The sequence below is a fragment of the Streptomyces sp. WM4235 genome (genome assembly GCF_001279725.1).
In the GTDB taxonomy this organism is placed as follows: domain Bacteria; phylum Actinomycetota; class Actinomycetes; order Streptomycetales; family Streptomycetaceae; genus Streptomyces.
This window is the reverse complement of record NZ_LGDE01000226.1, coordinates 60502-74825: the sequence shown is the minus strand read 5'-3', so window position 1 is coordinate 74825 and position 14324 is coordinate 60502. Positions and strand designations below refer to the sequence as shown.

General features: G+C 68.1%; 15 protein-coding genes, 1 tRNA gene and 1 pseudogene. 4 read left to right on the top strand and 13 right to left on the bottom strand.

What is annotated here, in order from left to right:
- Nucleotides 1-11 precede the first annotated feature (11 nt).
- Nucleotides 12-1055: a hypothetical protein gene (locus ADK55_RS16910; protein WP_053679568.1), complete on the top strand. Its 1044-nt coding sequence runs from the start codon at nucleotides 12-14 to the stop codon at nucleotides 1053-1055.
- A 78-nt stretch (nucleotides 1056-1133) separates the two neighbouring features.
- Nucleotides 1134-1207: transfer RNA gene (locus tag ADK55_RS16905), tRNA-Ala, on the top strand.
- Nucleotides 1208-1441: 234 nt separating this feature from the next.
- On the opposite strand, the gene ADK55_RS16900 is transcribed toward ADK55_RS16905, so the two are convergent.
- Both ADK55_RS16900 and ADK55_RS16895 read right to left on the bottom strand, forming a co-directional pair.
- Complete coding sequence (locus tag ADK55_RS16900; protein ID WP_234350086.1) at nucleotides 1442-3067, bottom strand: hypothetical protein; 1626 nt, start codon at nucleotides 3065-3067, stop codon at nucleotides 1442-1444.
- 191 nt (nucleotides 3068-3258) lie between these two features.
- Nucleotides 3259-4242, bottom strand: coding sequence for a hypothetical protein (locus ADK55_RS16895; RefSeq protein ID WP_234350084.1), 984 nt, complete (start codon nucleotides 4240-4242; stop codon nucleotides 3259-3261).
- A gap of 18 nt (nucleotides 4243-4260) precedes the next feature.
- On the opposite strand from ADK55_RS16895, the gene ADK55_RS16890 reads away from it, so the two are divergent.
- On the top strand, nucleotides 4261-4605 hold the full coding sequence (locus tag ADK55_RS16890) for a helix-turn-helix transcriptional regulator (RefSeq protein WP_053679567.1): 345 nt from the start codon (nucleotides 4261-4263) through the stop codon (nucleotides 4603-4605).
- A 183-nt stretch (nucleotides 4606-4788) separates the two neighbouring features.
- Here the strand turns inward: ADK55_RS16890 and ADK55_RS38585 are convergent, their stop codons facing one another.
- From ADK55_RS38585 to ADK55_RS16835, 10 genes and pseudogenes are all read right to left on the bottom strand, one after another.
- A complete protein-coding gene (locus tag ADK55_RS38585) occupies nucleotides 4789-5364 on the bottom strand; it encodes a hypothetical protein (protein WP_159041427.1) in 576 nt (191 codons plus the stop codon).
- Between the two features lie 188 nt (nucleotides 5365-5552).
- Nucleotides 5553-6617: a hypothetical protein gene (locus tag ADK55_RS16880; protein ID WP_234350083.1), complete on the bottom strand. Its 1065-nt coding sequence runs from the start codon at nucleotides 6615-6617 to the stop codon at nucleotides 5553-5555.
- A 173-nt stretch (nucleotides 6618-6790) separates the two neighbouring features.
- Complete coding sequence (locus tag ADK55_RS16875) at nucleotides 6791-7657, bottom strand: YwqG family protein (RefSeq protein WP_053679747.1); 867 nt, start codon at nucleotides 7655-7657, stop codon at nucleotides 6791-6793.
- A gap of 66 nt (nucleotides 7658-7723) precedes the next feature.
- A pseudogene (locus tag ADK55_RS16870) lies at nucleotides 7724-8005 on the bottom strand (DUF4265 domain-containing protein); the annotation flags it as partial.
- 51 nt (nucleotides 8006-8056) lie between these two features.
- A complete protein-coding gene (locus tag ADK55_RS16865) occupies nucleotides 8057-8368 on the bottom strand; it encodes a hypothetical protein (protein ID WP_053679561.1) in 312 nt (103 codons plus the stop codon).
- Nucleotides 8365-9507 carry a polymorphic toxin type 44 domain-containing protein gene (locus ADK55_RS16860; RefSeq protein WP_053679559.1) on the bottom strand — a complete coding sequence of 381 codons (1143 nt, stop codon included), beginning with the start codon at nucleotides 9505-9507 and terminating at the stop codon, nucleotides 8365-8367. The genes ADK55_RS16865 and ADK55_RS16860 overlap by 4 nt, the downstream gene beginning before the upstream one ends.
- Before the next feature lie 34 nt (nucleotides 9508-9541).
- On the bottom strand, nucleotides 9542-9949 hold the full coding sequence (locus ADK55_RS16855) for a hypothetical protein (RefSeq protein WP_053679557.1): 408 nt from the start codon (nucleotides 9947-9949) through the stop codon (nucleotides 9542-9544).
- Nucleotides 9950-10130: 181 nt separating this feature from the next.
- Nucleotides 10131-10586 (bottom strand): DUF5958 family protein, encoded by a 456-nt coding sequence (locus tag ADK55_RS16850; protein WP_053679555.1) that lies wholly within the window; start codon nucleotides 10584-10586, stop codon nucleotides 10131-10133.
- Nucleotides 10587-10951: 365 nt separating this feature from the next.
- The gene (locus ADK55_RS16840) at nucleotides 10952-11557 is read right to left on the bottom strand and encodes a DUF6461 domain-containing protein (RefSeq protein ID WP_053679550.1); all 606 of its coding nucleotides are present in this window, start codon (nucleotides 11555-11557) and stop codon (nucleotides 10952-10954) included.
- 535 nt (nucleotides 11558-12092) lie between these two features.
- Nucleotides 12093-12587, bottom strand: a complete 495-nt coding sequence (locus ADK55_RS16835) for a GNAT family N-acetyltransferase (RefSeq protein WP_053679548.1) — start codon at nucleotides 12585-12587, stop codon at nucleotides 12093-12095.
- A 38-nt stretch (nucleotides 12588-12625) separates the two neighbouring features.
- On the opposite strand from ADK55_RS16835, the gene ADK55_RS16830 reads away from it, so the two are divergent.
- Nucleotides 12626-13429 carry an exodeoxyribonuclease III gene (locus tag ADK55_RS16830; protein ID WP_053679546.1) on the top strand — a complete coding sequence of 268 codons (804 nt, stop codon included), beginning with the start codon at nucleotides 12626-12628 and terminating at the stop codon, nucleotides 13427-13429.
- Here the strand turns inward: ADK55_RS16830 and ADK55_RS16825 are convergent.
- Nucleotides 13411-14133 carry a MerR family transcriptional regulator gene (locus tag ADK55_RS16825; RefSeq protein WP_078999008.1) on the bottom strand — a complete coding sequence of 241 codons (723 nt, stop codon included), beginning with the start codon at nucleotides 14131-14133 and terminating at the stop codon, nucleotides 13411-13413. The two genes, ADK55_RS16830 and ADK55_RS16825, sit on opposite strands and share 19 nt — an antisense overlap.
- Between the last annotated feature and the right edge of the window lie 191 nt (nucleotides 14134-14324).

Genomic DNA, 14324 nt, shown 5'->3' with positions numbered 1-14324 from the left:
CGGTGTGTGGTGTGAGCAGCAGCGGCCTCATCTACGCAGTCATTGTGGGGGCCTGGGCCGCCTACTTGGTGCCCATGTGGCTCCGGAGGCAGGACGAGCTGAACGAAGCCCGTCCGACGGAACGCTTCTCCACTGCCATCCGGCTGCTTTCCGGCCGGGCGGGAATGGAGCGCCGTTACGCCAAGGGGCTGCGCGAGCGCGGTGCCGAAGAGGTGGATCCCCAACCCCACGCGGACCCGGACGCGGCGACGGAGACGGTGAATTCCGTCGACGCCGACGCCCGGGTCCTCGACGTGCCTCCGACCAGGTCGGAGCCCAGATCGGCCGGCGCCGAACGGGCCGAGCGCGCCCGGCGGGAACAGCGCCTCCAGGTGCTCGCACGCCGCCGGCGCACCACCGCGCTCCTCTTCCTGATCTTCACCTTCGGGGCGATCGTCGCCGCGGTCGGCGGACTGCGCTACCTGTGGGCGCCCGCCCTTCCGGCCCTGCTGCTGAGCACCTACATCGTGCACCTGCGGGTCCAGGAGCGGCGGCGCTACGAGTTCACGATGGACCGGCGGCGCGCCGAGGCCGCCGCCCGCCGGCTCCGCGAGAACCGCCCGCACCGCCGCGAGGCGGAGTCCGCCGCCGGCACCGAACCGGACCCCTCTCCACCGGTCTCCCCGCAGGAGGCCGGCCGGCGCGCGCTGGTCGAACAGACCGACCACGCCGAGTGGGTGGACCAGCAGCGCGAGCGCGAACGCGGCCCCGCCCGAGGTGACAGCTGGGAACCCGTCCCCGTCCCGCTCCCGACGTACGTGACGGCCCCCGTGGCCCCGCGTGCCACCGGACCGGCCTCCCCGGACGGCTGGAGCGCCACCCGCTCCAGCACCGCCGAGCCGACGGAACCCCGACTGCGCGCCCAGCCGGCCGTCCCGGCGCCGTCCTCCGAGCCGGATCCGAAGGCGGAGCCCAAGACCCCCGTCACCCCGCGCCCGCGCGGCCGGGAGCGGGGCCGTACCCCGCTCTTCGACCAGTACGAGGGCGAGGATCGGCCGCGCGCCGCCAACGAGTGATCGGTGACCTGCGCGGACACCTCGGGGAATCGGTTTTGGAGCACCCGCGCGGGGATGCTAATGTTTCACACGTCGCAAGGGCCTGTGGCGCAGTCTGGTAGCGCACCTCGTTCGCATCGAGGGGGTCTGGGGTTCAAATCCCCACAGGTCCACAAACGACAGTTCGCGAGTAGCTCTCGTGAACGTCACGAGATCCCGTCCGATCGCAAGATCGGGCGGGATCTTCGTCGTTTACGGGGTCGTTCGATGCCTGTTCGGGGTGATGGATGGCGGCGTGCACCGGATCACATCCCCTCCGGCAGGCTTCTGGCTGTTCTGGGGGCATGCGAAGGGGCCCCGGTTGCCCGGGGCTGGTGATCACGATGTCTGGCTGTGTCGCTGACCGATCAGAGGTTGCCCGGCGGATGTCGGCCAGTGCCCAGCGGAGCCAGGACGTGGCGTGGGTCAAGACCTGGCGGGGCTGGCACGGACTCGAACTCGGTGTCGGAGAGCCGGCTGCCCGTCCGTTCGTAGAGCCAGGTCTCCAAGATGTCGAGGTTGCCGACAGTCACCATGATGGCGACCAGGAGCGTCTGGGCGACCTGCCCTGGAGCCCGGCGATGCAGGGGCTCTCCGATGTTCAGCTCGGCGCCCTTGAGCCGTCCGTTGAGGCCCTCGTTGTGCGAGCGGATCGGCTTGTAGATCCGTTCCCAGGCCGGGCTGAGGTAGTGGCTGTCCTGCCGGAACTTGGCGGTCTTCAGATCTCCGGCGGCGTCTGCGGGCACGCTGATCGCGGATGCGCCGCAGACAGCGGGCAGTTCGTCCTTTCGCGGAGGGTCGATCCACTCGCCGTCAGGGAGTTGGACGGTCGGGCGGGCAGCCGGGTGGCTGGCGCGGGACCGTCGATCCGCGAGCCGGACCACGGTCTGTGGGGGGCCGGAAGTGCTCGGCCCTGCGGACCGGAGGCGTTCTCGGCGAGGACAGTTCACCGAGGGGGACGGGCCGGCGGCGGGGCACTGCAGGCGTACGGTGCCTCGGGCATCGGCGTTCTGCTTGAGCTTGAGGAAGTAGGGCAGCCTCTCAGCGATCACCGGCTTCAGTTCATCGAGCCGCTGGCGAAAGGTCTTGTCGTCCATGCCGTGGGTGGCCTGGGCCAACACGTTGGGGATCTGCGGGCATGCGAGGGAGCCGTCGATCAGCACGGCTCCCTGCCAGCTGCCCTGGATACCGCGGTCGGCTGCCTTGTAGTCCAGTGCGAGGCGGAAACCGAGCCGGCGTGTGGGGACCTGGAACTTCTCCGGCGAGCACCCGGTGTAGGCGCGGTCGGCTGCGCAGGTTCCAGTGGGCGTCCGGAGCTCAGCGAGCTGTGCCAAGACGGCGACTGCGTTCTCACCTGTACGGACGGTGGGGGTGTCCAAGGTGAGGCCGAGGCAGAGCTGCGGGTAGGACGGTGCCCTGCGTCCCTTGGCCGCCTGCTCGCTCGTGCGGGAATGGGCGGCGACCAGCAGGGTTGCGCTGTAGCCGAAGATCCCTTCGTTGGAACCGCCACGGTAGTGCCAGCCTGCGGTGATCTCGACCGAGGCGGTCCCCGAGCGATCGCTGTCCGGGCGGGCCAGGACCGGGATCGAGGTTGCGTCCACTCCCACATCGTCGCTCCAGTGGCGCAGGTACCCGCGCTGCTGGGCCAGGCGGACGGGCACCAGGACGAGATCGTTCGCCAGCCGTTGAAGCCGGTTCGCGGCCTGCCGGCCAGTGGCTCCATCCCAGACTACGGAGTGGATGTCCGCCTCCGCCTGGCCCAAGCGCCGACGCCGGTCGCAGCGCGCCGGGTCGAGCACAGTAGTGATCCGGTCCAGCCCTCGGTAGAGACGACGACTGGCAGCTATGCATGCCCGTGCCGTGGACGGAGGCGACTCGGGGATGCCGAGCCAGGCGCGGGCAGCGGGCTGGAGGCGGAAGTGCAAGATTCGCCAGGCGTCGGAGACCGTGGCTCGGCCCGTGTAGTACACGGCGAGCATCAGGCCGGCCAGCACCGTCCTGGGCGGCACCCCTTGTGGCCCGGGACGGCCTCGCAGCATGTCCTCCAACTGTTGGGGCAGACCCGAGCGGTCGAGCACAGTCAGCAGCTGACCGACCTTGGAATCAGGGATCTCGGTGAGCCGTCCAGGACGCAGCCGGGGCCGTGCATGCCGGGCGGCCAGTTGGTCGGCTTCAGGTCGCGCCCTCACGAGCGGCGGCCACGCAGCAAGCGGATCACCTCCTCCCTGGGGAGTGGGGGCACCCATTGGTGGTAGCCCGCCAAGCCGGCAGGGGAGGCCATGCCCGCGGCGGAAGCGACGGCCTCCGGGGTGATGCCCTCGGAAAGCCGGCCGACGATCCACGTCGACCGCAAGCGCCGAGCAGAGAGCGGGGGCAGGCCCGCATGGGGTCGATGGCGTGCGGGCCAGGACGAGACGAGGTTCTTGGCTGCCGCGACCTTCCGCCCCGGCCGGAAGAGGAATCCGGGTCCGGAGGTCTCTGCCAGCTCAGCGAGTGTGCCTTCCCAGTCGGAATGACAGGCCACGAGCCGACTGAGCAGCTCTTCCTCCAGCACAGCAACCCCACCAGAGGTGACCCGAACGTGCTTGCCGCGAATCCGCGGTACCTCGCCCGGCATCAGGCCGCATCCTGCACCAAGCGCCATGAGGGCGAGGCCGTCGAGTCGAGCCTGGCCCGGAAGACGAGTTGCCCAATCCCGCAGGCGGGCCAGCTCTCCGCGTTCGTAGGGCGGTTGAGGCGTACGCGGCGACGAGAGCCGCGCAGGCGGTGCTTCGCCACGCTGTACCCATACAAGTGCCTCCCGTGCCCGCCGCAGCCAGGTTCGGTAGGTCAGAAGCGTCGAGTCTTCTACGGCTTTGGAGCCCGACAGGATGAACGCGTCGATTGTCTCGGTCCGCAACCAGGTCCCGGGATCACGAGGCAGACCGCTCCGGTCCGCCCACACCGCGAGCCGCCCCACGACATGCAGCAGGTGCTCCGCTGCGTAGCAGGTTGCCGGAGCGGTCGCCGCCACGGTTGCCCGCACCAGGTCGGCGACCGGGGCCCACTGGCCCTGCGGGAGGCGGGGACGGTACTCGCGGATCTTGCGGGAGACCTCGGAACTCAGCGTCACGGACCAACAGAACTGGCTGGACAAGCAGCCAGTGAAGACGTCGAAGCCGATCTTCACGGAAAGGAGTGCATCGACATGGTGGGAGGTTTGGCCCGTAAAACCGCGCCGCGAGACCTTGCCCGCGATCCGGAATCCTGGCCCCATTCCGTCATCGACGATGCGGCCGCCGAGGTCGTCCAAGCCATCGCGCGGGCCCTCACAGCCGCTCTGGAAGGCGACAAGCGGAGCTTGAGGCAGCACGCCGCCGGCTCCGGAGTCAACCGGCAGGCCATCGCCGACCTTCTCGCCGGCCGATGCTGGCCCGACGTCGCCACCGTCGCCCGGCTGGAGAACTTCCTCGCCACGCCGCTGTACCCGGTCCACGACAGAACGATTGAAACCGATCAAAACATGGCCTTTCCGTCCCCGGACGCACTGTGATCCGGGGACGACGAAATAGGCCACGCGCCCCCGAGGCGAGCCGAATTCCTCTAGCCTCGGGAGAGCGCGTGAGCCACTGACAAGGGGTCCACGTCACCGGTTCCGAAGAGGGTCCAAGCTCAACGGAACCCGTCCCCTTCTCCCCGCGATGGGAGGAGGGGACGACTCATGTGGGGCGTATGTCTAAGCGGCCCCTTCCGGCGGGGACGTTTCAGCCCGGGCGATGGCGAACATCCCGACCGGTTGCTCGACAGCGCGGCCGTTCTTGACAAGCCGCTTGCACGTGGCGCGAACCGTGGCGAGGGGGCCCCGCCCTTCTTTGCCCTGTGTGGGTCGCCCCAGTGCCTCGGTGATGTCCCTGACCGGCATCGGCCGCCCAGCGGTCAAGAGGATCCGCTCAACGGTCTCCATGAGTTCCCCGGACGGCGACCTCCTGGGCCGGCTGCCACCACGTCGCCGACGTGCAGCGGGTTTCCGCGGCGGCGGTCCGTCTCCGGAGGGTGGACCGGCGGCGCTGCCCGGAGAGGTTCCATCGGCCTCGCCGTCGGGCGGTGGGCCGTCGGCGAGGATCTCGGTGAGTGCCGCGTTGAGCTGATCGCGGGCAGTGGTGAACCTTTCGGCATCAGCCCGAAGAGCCGCGAGTTCGGCCTCGAGCACGTCGATCCGCGCCAGCACCCGCTCTACTTTGCCTGAGTAGAACTCGACGGCAGTCCGCAACCCGGGAGCCGCCACCGTCTCCTCCGCATCCGCGAAGCCCATCCAGCCCTCCCCGCCCCTCCCGCATGACACCGCAACGGCAGTCATCGTAGGGAACGCCAGCCATGCCAGACAGCCAAATGGGCAACCACGTCTGGCAGTTGGAAAGCCGTGGCGCCCTCGGGGATGAGCTTGCGTCTTTGACCTGGGCAGTAGCCTCTGCCAGCCGCAACAGTGAACGACGTCAACAATTACGACAGATCAGGCTCCGCCTGCGTTGTACTCGACGCCACGTCTCCCATGACGAGATCAGGGAGGACGGACAGTGCAAGACTCCGAGACTCGACGTGTGGGCTGGCGGCCTTCTCCGCGATGCGAGGCATCCAGGAGCACAGCCGGTCCAGGGCCGACTTCAGATGCTCTCGCTCCCCACTGAGGAGAGCCGCGATGAGCGCCACGACATCGGCGCGGCCCGTGCCCTCCGGGGCCGGCAGCTCGGCCAGCCGCGCAGGTAGGCGCTGGTCATGCCCATCGCACACGGCTACGAGGGCAGCGAGAGCGAACCGGACGGCGTCGCTCTCATCTCCCCACCGGGACAGCAGCTGGGGTAGCTCCTTGCTGATGGCCCGCCGTGTCAGGTACTCGGCGGCAGACTCCTGCCACACATCGCCGAGAGCAGCTGTACGGTCGGTCAGTGAGACGGCTGCAGATGGCCCCGAAACTGCGAGTCGCAACAGGTCGTCGAGAAGCATCAACCGGCTGCCGACGGCGATGCTGTCGTCACAGACCAGCTCGGCAAGGAACGGGACCGCCTCGACGGTAGCGTCGGTGCATGTCCCCTGATGGGCCACCGCGTTCGAGAGATCGCCGAGGAACTCGCCCGTCGTCTCATACGGCTCACCGAAGGCGAACTCTTCGTCGAGCAGCCATGTCGCGACTTCCGGAGCGTTCTCGGCCCCGCCGTAGATCCGCTCCGCAGCCGCCACCACGGCCCGGACCACCGCGGTAGGTTCACCGAGGCCGCCGTGGTTCCACGACGGACCAGCCGGAGGCCTGACGGGTTCCTCAGGCAAGGGGGCGGGAAGGGGGACCTCGGCGCCGGCCTGGTCATGAACCAGACCGTCCCGCGCGAAGACGCCTTCGAGGGTCACCGCATGCCCCTCGCTGTACCCCTGCTGAAAACCGCCATGGGCACGGGCCACATGGGCCACCCGAATCCGTTCACTGCGCAAGAACGGCTCGAGAGCCATGCGCTCGTACCCGCTGTAGACGGCCAGAGAGAAGACCTGCCACCACCCCTCCAGCTCCGGGTCCATCGACGGTCTTCCGTACCAGAAGCTCGATGGAACAGACCGGAAGTGATCGTGGACGCGCACTGCCGTCAGACGGTGCCCCATCCTGGAAAGCTCGGTTGCAGCGGTGCGGGCAGCGTCCTCACTCGGCAGGCTCAGCGTGTACTGGACTCCCCAGGCGGGAGGTTTGGCGGTCATCAGCTGCACTGCCAGGTGAACATCGCCCGCTCAAAGCGCCGCTCTGCCAGGTCCTCCGGACGGATCAGCCAGTACAGCGCTCCGGCATCGCCCCACATCATGTCCGCAGCGTCCTCGCTGTCGAACTGGGCCAGAAGCACCCAACCGCCCGCCTCTTCGGACAGCCGCGGGTCGTCCCAGGACACCTCGCCGTCCAGGACTGCCTCCGCGACCTCGATCTCCACCGGGTTCTGCACGGAGTGAGCATGGCCGCCGATCTGGTGCCCGACCTCGCCGTCGAACTCCCACAGGGCGTCGAGGAACTCCTGAGAGCAGACGGGGTGGTCGTACCGGTTCCCGAGCGGGGCACCTGGAGCGAATGTGTCCCGAATCCGGAAATGCCAGGGCTCGGCCGCCGTCATCTCCAGGCGCGCGGTCAGCGGCACCACCGGGTACGACTCGACTCCGGCGGGCGTCCCATGTTCCACGACCTCCTCACCCGCTGCCACATAGAGCACACGGGCGCCCGCCCAGCTCTCCCGGTCCTCAGCAAGAACGAGGGCTTCGCCGTCGTCCATCTGGCGGTCGAAATAGAAGAACAGCAGCGTTCCCGCCTCGGGCAGGTCGATGTCCAGCGCAGCCGACGGCAGCCCGGCACAATCGATCGAGGCGATGAAGGAAAGCGGACCATGCCCATCCCACACCGGCCACTCCGAGGCAGCCGGCAAGGCTGGAAGGCCACCGAGCCGACCCACCACGTCGTCACAGCCAGTCGCTACCTCAAGACGCACGCCAGGGCGAAGCAGACCGATCCACGTCTCAGCATCCTCGGGCGACAGATGCTGCAAGGCAAGGGAGCGAAGGGCGTCCCGGGAACCATGTGTCATGTGCCCGATCATGCACGGCGCCACTGACGGAGGCATGGGCAGCCCTCCACCAGCACGCGCAGCCGCTCAGTCCGTGGCCATGGACCTCCAGGCAGCGGTGACGCACCCTTCCTCCCAGTGCCACCAGCCCTCCGCCGCACCGTGTTCCAGGAGCTTGCGGATCCGCGGCAGGTCCGCCTCCGGTGGGACAGCCAGCGCCACCATCCGGTACCGCTCGATGCCCTCGCCTGTCGTGCCGAGCTTGTGGAAGATCTCCAGAACGCTCTGCCGGGCGGCAGCCGAGCCGCCGTCCTTCAACACGATCAGCCGGATCGTGCAGTTCTCCGAGGATCGGACCGTCTCTCCGGAACCCGTAGATGTGGCCGTGCTCGGCGCGTCACCGCGTCGGGGGCGAACTCGTCAGCAGCGGTAGCCGTTGGGAACCTGGAGGAGAGCCACGAAGATCCAAACCATGACCGCCGCGCCGGCCGTGCCGCCCAGGAGGGCGGCCGTGAGGTTCCAGCGTCCGACGTACCCGATGAACACCCCCCACCACACAGCCGCCATGATCGCGAGCAAGGCTCCGTAGAAGATCAGCGCAAGCCCATTGGCCGCGCCGTTCACTCCTACGTCGCACGCACGCCAGGCGGCTGCCAGCAGCACCGCCCCGAGCACACCGGTGGCCAGACCGGCAACGGGGGCGACCGCACAGCCCCACTGTCCCCGCGTCACTTCCGGTTCCTGACCTGCGGGACGTTCTCGCCGTTGCGCTGCGCTTGTTCCATCTGGTCCATCGCGTCGTTGATTCCCTGCCGGAGCTGTTCCTCGGTCAGGTTGTCGCCGTACTTGTCGTAGAGGTCGATGCCGATGCGCATCGTGATCTGATCGCCTTGGTCGTCGTCTCCGGTGAGCAGCGTTTCTCCAAGGGAGGCGCCCTTGATCAAGGTGTCCGCGTCGAAGCCGGCTGCCCGGCCGACGTATCCGTAGTGGACGTTGGAGTAGATGTCGTAGAAGACTTCGCGGTTCGTTCCGGGCTGCTTGAAGTAGTAGTCGTCAAGCGTTTGGAGGTCGTACCGTTCCTGGAGCTGCGGCTTGTGGTCCCAGTCCTGTCCCGGGGCCACCTTCACGCCCCACATCGTCAGTGCTGCGTTGATGTCGGAACCGTAGTTGCGCCCGAATTCGTACCACTCGGGTTTGTTCAGCAGGGACCGCATCTGCCCGACCGTGTCCGACTTTGCGTTTCGCTTCATCTCATCGAAGATCCACTTTTCGGCGTCGGTGAACTTCTGCTCGCTCCGCGCCGACCCCGTCGGCGGGATGACGGGAGTGGCCGAGGCGTTGAACCCCCCGATGGTGCCGTCGAGGATGTTTCCGTCCACGACCACGGCTTCGAGCGCCTGTTTGACCGCCTTATCGAGCTCGTCCACTGCCCGCACCGCTGCGGCGATGTGCGCGGTCCAGGACTCCTCGACGCTCTTCAAGTCCGGGTCGCGTCGCAGGGTCCGCGCCTGCGCCGGGTCCTGGACCCGTGTGAAGTCGAAGGTGGCACGTCCCGCCGCCGATACCGCCATGCCCGCGGCCACCGCATCGTCCCGCGCCGATTCGACCTTTTTCTTCAGGTCCGCGAAACCGGTATGCGCGTCCGTCAGCAGTTTGGCCACCGCTTTCGCTTCGGTCTGCGCGGACTTGTACTCGCGCCGAGTTGTTGCGAACTTCGTGTGCGCCGTTTCCACGCTGAGCCCGAGCCAGTTCTGGCCCAGTGTGATCTTCTGGACCGTCTCCCCGTAGCGCTCTTCAACCTTCGACAGATCAGCGGCCATGGATTGCCACTTTTCGGCAGCCGTCGTCAGGACGCTGAGATCGGTCGTCATGACTTCCTGGTATGTCAACACGTGCCCGATCCCCCTACAGTCCCTCGAGCTTGGATTTCGGGCCCACTGCGCGGAGTTGGTCACCCGTCCGCACGTCGTTCTGCATGAATAGGCCCGAGGCCCCTCGCAGGGAGGCCTTTTCGGCGCTCAGGCGTCCCATCAGCATCTTCGCTTGTTGGTCCCAGGTCTCCGTCACCTTCTTCAGGCCGGAGGCTGTCTCCCAGCCATCAAGGCTCCTTGCCGCCGCGCTCGTGTTGTCCTTCGCGCCGTCCGCAGCCTTCTTGGTGTTGGGTTCCAGCTCGGTCTCGATGGTGTTTGCCGCTGCCTTCTTCTCCGCCGGCGTCGAGCCGAATACGCTCCCGCCTCCCGGAGCCAAGGGGCCAGCCGGTACACCATCCACGCCGTTCAGCCTTGTTCCGGTGCTGTTCGCGTCTCCTGACATGCCCACCCTCCCCTGTTCCCCTGGTTTGGATCATAGGCGGCCCCCGCCCCACAGCGAGAGGTGCGGTCAGGGGTGTCCCAAAGCAGCCGTCGGGCGCCCCGGAGCCCTCAAAGTGGATGTAGCACCGTACGTTGTTCAGGAGCCCGCGGTCGTGGCAACACGTCCGAGCGGTCGGATCCAATCAGCCGTCGACGGGTAGTCTGTGCCACCAATGACCGCAGCCGCGGGAGCAGAAGCGCTCGCGGCGCCGCTCGTCGGCAACCGCCAGGACTGCGATCAGCAGCCAGAACGCCTTTCGACGTTCGTCGAGAGGCGTGAGACCGGCGATCTTTCCCAGTTGATCGTCGATCCGGCCGCGTGAGATCAATACCGCGGGCGTATGCGTCTGGCGCAGCCCAGCACGGCGGATGCTCTCTGGCGCATCCTCGGCGACAGCGCGCGCCTGGGCACAGTGATGACGTAGGAACAGCAGCACCTCGGACTGGTCATCCGGGACGAGGTCGTCGAACCACTTGATGCCTTCAGACATGGGGCGCAGCCCCTGCGCGAGTTCATTGAGCCGGACGTCCCGTTCGTGCACCACTGCCCCCCGGGAGATCAGGCGGCATTCGGCCGCCGCGTCGGCGCGGATCCACATCCGCCCTCGTCAGGACGCGTGCCCACAGCGTGCCGTGCGCAGCCGCTCGAGCACCAACTCATTACAAGCGGCATGGGTGCAGCCCCGTGGCCGCCACGTGCTGGGGATGGAACTCAGCTGCCCTCAGGCAGGAGCAGCGGCTTCCCACGCAGCGGTGACACAGCCACCAGGGCGTGTTGTCCAGCCGCACCGTGCCGTCGCCGAGGTTCACCGCCCACAGGCTCTCGACGCTTGCCGGCGGCCAGCCATCCTCATCTACGTCCATCCGGAAGTGGACCTTCACGTGGGCGTCACTGATGTTCGTCACCGCGCCATCATCCACACCGCATTCACAGGGCAGACCCGGGGAGGGTGGTCGCGCGATGTCATCGGACCTGGACAGTGGCGCAGGTGAAGGTCGTGTCCTGGAGCAGCGCCGGACTGATGGCCACGCCGGTCAGGTGCTCTGCCAGAGGGAAGGCCGCTGGTGAGGGCAGATCCGTTTCCGGAGTCTCGTCCTCGAGGTGGAAGCCGATCCGCACCATGACGTCCAGCAGCTCGTCCGGTGCGGTGCCCCACCGATCCTCCGGGAACATGGGGTCGAAGCAGAGTCGCAGGACCTGGTCCTCCGCCCAGAGGAACGTGCCGACGACATTGATGTTGACGAAGTGAGAGACCCAGCTCGCCCCGGCCGAGGCCGGCAAGGCTCGATCTTCGGTGACTCCGATGTACCCGTTGGGTTCGATCATCAGCGTCCAGGCGCCCACAGTCGTCATGGCGACCATCTGACGGTCGCCATCCTCCAGGTCGTACTGGGCGAAGGCGGCGTCGACGACTGCGGCGATGCCCTGCAGGGGCGCTTCCGGTCGTCCCGCAAGCCGGGACACTAGCTCAGCAGGCGAGAGGTCCCGCACCAAGGTGAAGCAGTATGCCTCGGCGATGTCTGGAAAGTCGTCTTCGAACCACGCGTAGTCCGCTCCGGTCTTCGTCATGCCGCACATCCTCGCCTCTGCCTCTGACAGCGGAGGACACCTGTCGCTGGGGCGGGAAACGATCTTCGTCAGTCTGGGAAGCGATCTTTATTCGCCTCCGGAGTGCCTGGTCAGGGGTACTCGTGAACAGCCCACAAACGACAGTTCTTGAGTAGCTCTCAGGGACGTTGACGAGATCCCGTCCGATCGCAAGATCGGGCGGGATCTCCGTCGTTTCCGGGGTCAATGCGAACCCGTTGGCCGCGCCGTTCACACCAACGTCGCACGCCCGCCAGGCGGCTGCCGGCAGTACCGACCCGAGCACACCCGTGGCCAGACCGGCCACGGGGGCGACCACGCAGCCCCACTGCCCCCGCGTCACTTCCGGTTCCTGACCTGCGGGACGTTCTCGCCGTTGCGCTGCGCTTGCTCCATCTGGTCCATCGCGTCATTGATTCTTCGTTCGCCGCTCGAGTGCCTGGTCAGCGGCGCTCGTGAACGACCCACGGGCAAGAGATCCCGTCCGGTCGGAAGATCGGGCGGGATCTTTCTTCTGTCAGGGGCGCAGCGGCTTCGTCATGCAGCGGCTGGAGTCGTGGAAGCGGTAGTGGCCGAACTTCTCCGACAGGGTGTAGCCCGACGAGCCGTAGAGGGCGATGGCCTCCGGCTGTTGGTCGCCCGTTTCGAGGACCATGCGGCTGCGACCCGCCGCCCGGGCGTCGTCCTCCAGCACGGCCAGGATGCGCCGGGCCAGACCGAGGCCGCGGGCCCCGGGGACCACGTACATCCGCTTGATCTCGGCGTCACCGTCCGAGTAGCCCTCCTCGCCGTGGTCCTGGCGGCGCCAGGCGCCGCTGGCCACCGGGCTGTCCGAGGCGTCGTAGGCGAGGAGGTAGAGGCCGTTCGGCGGGACGAACATCGCCGGGTCGAGGAAGGTGGCGTCGCCCTCCCCCTGGTAGCGCTCCTGGTATTCGATCTGTACCTGGGCGTCGAGTTTCGCCGCGTCGGGGTGGTCGTAGGCGACGGTGCGCAGGGTTATCCCATGAGACATCCGAACATCGTACGGAACGGTCCCGCTAAGGTGCTGGGATGCTCACCGTGACCTCCGTGAATGTGAATGGGATCCGGGCCGCCGCGAAGAAGGGCTTCGTGGAATGGCTGGCGGGATCCGACGCCGACGTCGTGTGCCTCCAGGAGGTGCGGGCCGAGGAAGGGCAGATTCCGGTCGAGGCCCGGGAGCCCGAGGGCTGGCACACCGCCTTCGCGCCGGCGGCGGCCAAGGGGCGGGCCGGGGTCGCGGTGTACACGCGCAGGGCGCCCGAGGCGGTGCGGGTCGGCTTCGGGAGCGACGAGTTCGACGCCGCCGGCCGCTACCTGGAGATCGACCTCCCCGGGGTGACCGTGGCGAGCCTGTACCTGCCGTCCGGCGAGGCGGGAACCGAGAAGCAGGACGAGAAGTACCGCTTCATGGCCGAGTTCCTCGATCACCTCGCCCGACTCAAGGAGCGGGCCGCCGCCGACGGGCGCGAGGTCGTCGTCTGCGGCGACTGGAACATCTGCCACCGGGAAGCCGACCTCAAGAACTGGAAGACGAACCGCAAGAACGCGGGCTTCCTGCCCGAGGAACGCGAGTGGCTCGGGAAGGTGTACGAGCAGGCCGGGTACGTGGACGTCGTGCGCGCGCTGCACCCGGACGCCGAGGGTCCGTACTCGTGGTGGTCCTACCGGGGCCGGGCCTTCGACAACGACGCCGGCTGGCGGATCGACCTCCAGGTCGCCACCCCGGGACTGGCCGGCAAGGCCGTGAAGGCCTTCGTGGAGCGTGCGGAGACCCACCCCGAGCGCTGGTCCGACCACGCGCCGGTGACCGTCGTCTACGAACTCGGCGTCTGAGGGCGCTGCTCCGGCTGCTCCCGCTGCTGGTGCAGCCGGTCCATGGCCATCGTCAGCTCGGCCTCCACCACGCTCTTGGCCAGCGGGCGCAGGCGCGGGACGGCGTCGTCCGTGATGTGCGTGGATATGAGCTCGGTGAACAGGGCCGCCATGGCGTCCGCGTGCTCGCGGACCCGGCGGCCCGTCTCCAGCACCGCCGCGAGCGGGACACCCTCGCGGACCAGCGCCGAGGAGACGTCCAACAGGCGGCGACTGACGTGCACGATGGCGTCGCCGTCGATGGCGAGGTAGCCGAGGTCCAGCGAGGCCGCCAGGTTCTCCGGGGTGACCTCGCCCTCGAAGTAGTCGGCCAGGGCCTCGGGCGACATGCGCACCGGGGTCTCCTCCGACCAGCCGATGCCGAGCAGTTCCCCGAGTTGGCCGACGTCGCGCCCGTTCTCGAAGGCGGCCGTCAGCTCCGCGATGCCGCCGAGGGTGTGGCCGCGTTCCAGTAGGCCGGCGATGGTGCGCAGGCGGGCCAGGTGGTGGTCGTCGTACCAGGCGATCCGGCCCTCGCGGCGCGGTGGCGGCAGCAGCTTGCGTTCGCGGTAGAAGCGCAGGGTGCGCACCGGGATGCCGGCCGCCTCGGCCAGCTCCTCCGTACGGTATTCGCGCACGGTTCTCGGCACGGTCGTCGTCCTTGCTTCCGTCTCGTTGTCGGCCACGTGCGCAGCCTAGGCGGTGTCCTGTCGATCGGGCCGGGCTCGGGGCGCCCGGGTCGTACCCGCGGTAACTTTCCGGGCGCGACCCCTACCCATGAGTACGGGGCTGCTCTACTCTCCCGATTGTGCCAGTGATTGCTGGCAGTGTTGCACTGGTGGTTGTGACTGGGCTGGGCTGGGACTGCGGAAGCGGA

Excerpts from the sequence above, each read along its gene's own strand:
- ADK55_RS16890 (WP_053679567.1), top strand. The coding sequence starts at position 4,261 with ATGGTGGGAGGTTTGGCCCGTAAAACCGCGCCGCGAGACCTTGCCCGC.
- ADK55_RS16850 (WP_053679555.1), bottom strand. The coding sequence starts at position 10,586 with ATGTGGATCCGCGCCGACGCGGCGGCCGAATGCCGCCTGATCTCCCGG.
- ADK55_RS16860 (WP_053679559.1), bottom strand. The coding sequence starts at position 9,507 with ATGACGACCGATCTCAGCGTCCTGACGACGGCTGCCGAAAAGTGGCAA.
- ADK55_RS16880 (WP_234350083.1), bottom strand. The coding sequence starts at position 6,617 with ATGGACCCGGAGCTGGAGGGGTGGTGGCAGGTCTTCTCTCTGGCCGTC.
- ADK55_RS16875 (WP_053679747.1), bottom strand. The coding sequence starts at position 7,657 with ATGACACATGGTTCCCGGGACGCCCTTCGCTCCCTTGCCTTGCAGCAT.
- ADK55_RS38585 (WP_159041427.1), bottom strand. The coding sequence starts at position 5,364 with ATGGGCTTCGCGGATGCGGAGGAGACGGTGGCGGCTCCCGGGTTGCGG.
- ADK55_RS16855 (WP_053679557.1), bottom strand. The coding sequence starts at position 9,949 with ATGTCAGGAGACGCGAACAGCACCGGAACAAGGCTGAACGGCGTGGAT.
- ADK55_RS16830 (WP_053679546.1), top strand. The coding sequence starts at position 12,626 with ATGCTCACCGTGACCTCCGTGAATGTGAATGGGATCCGGGCCGCCGCG.
- ADK55_RS16840 (WP_053679550.1), bottom strand. The coding sequence starts at position 11,557 with ATGACGAAGACCGGAGCGGACTACGCGTGGTTCGAAGACGACTTTCCA.
- ADK55_RS16835 (WP_053679548.1), bottom strand. The coding sequence starts at position 12,587 with ATGTCTCATGGGATAACCCTGCGCACCGTCGCCTACGACCACCCCGAC.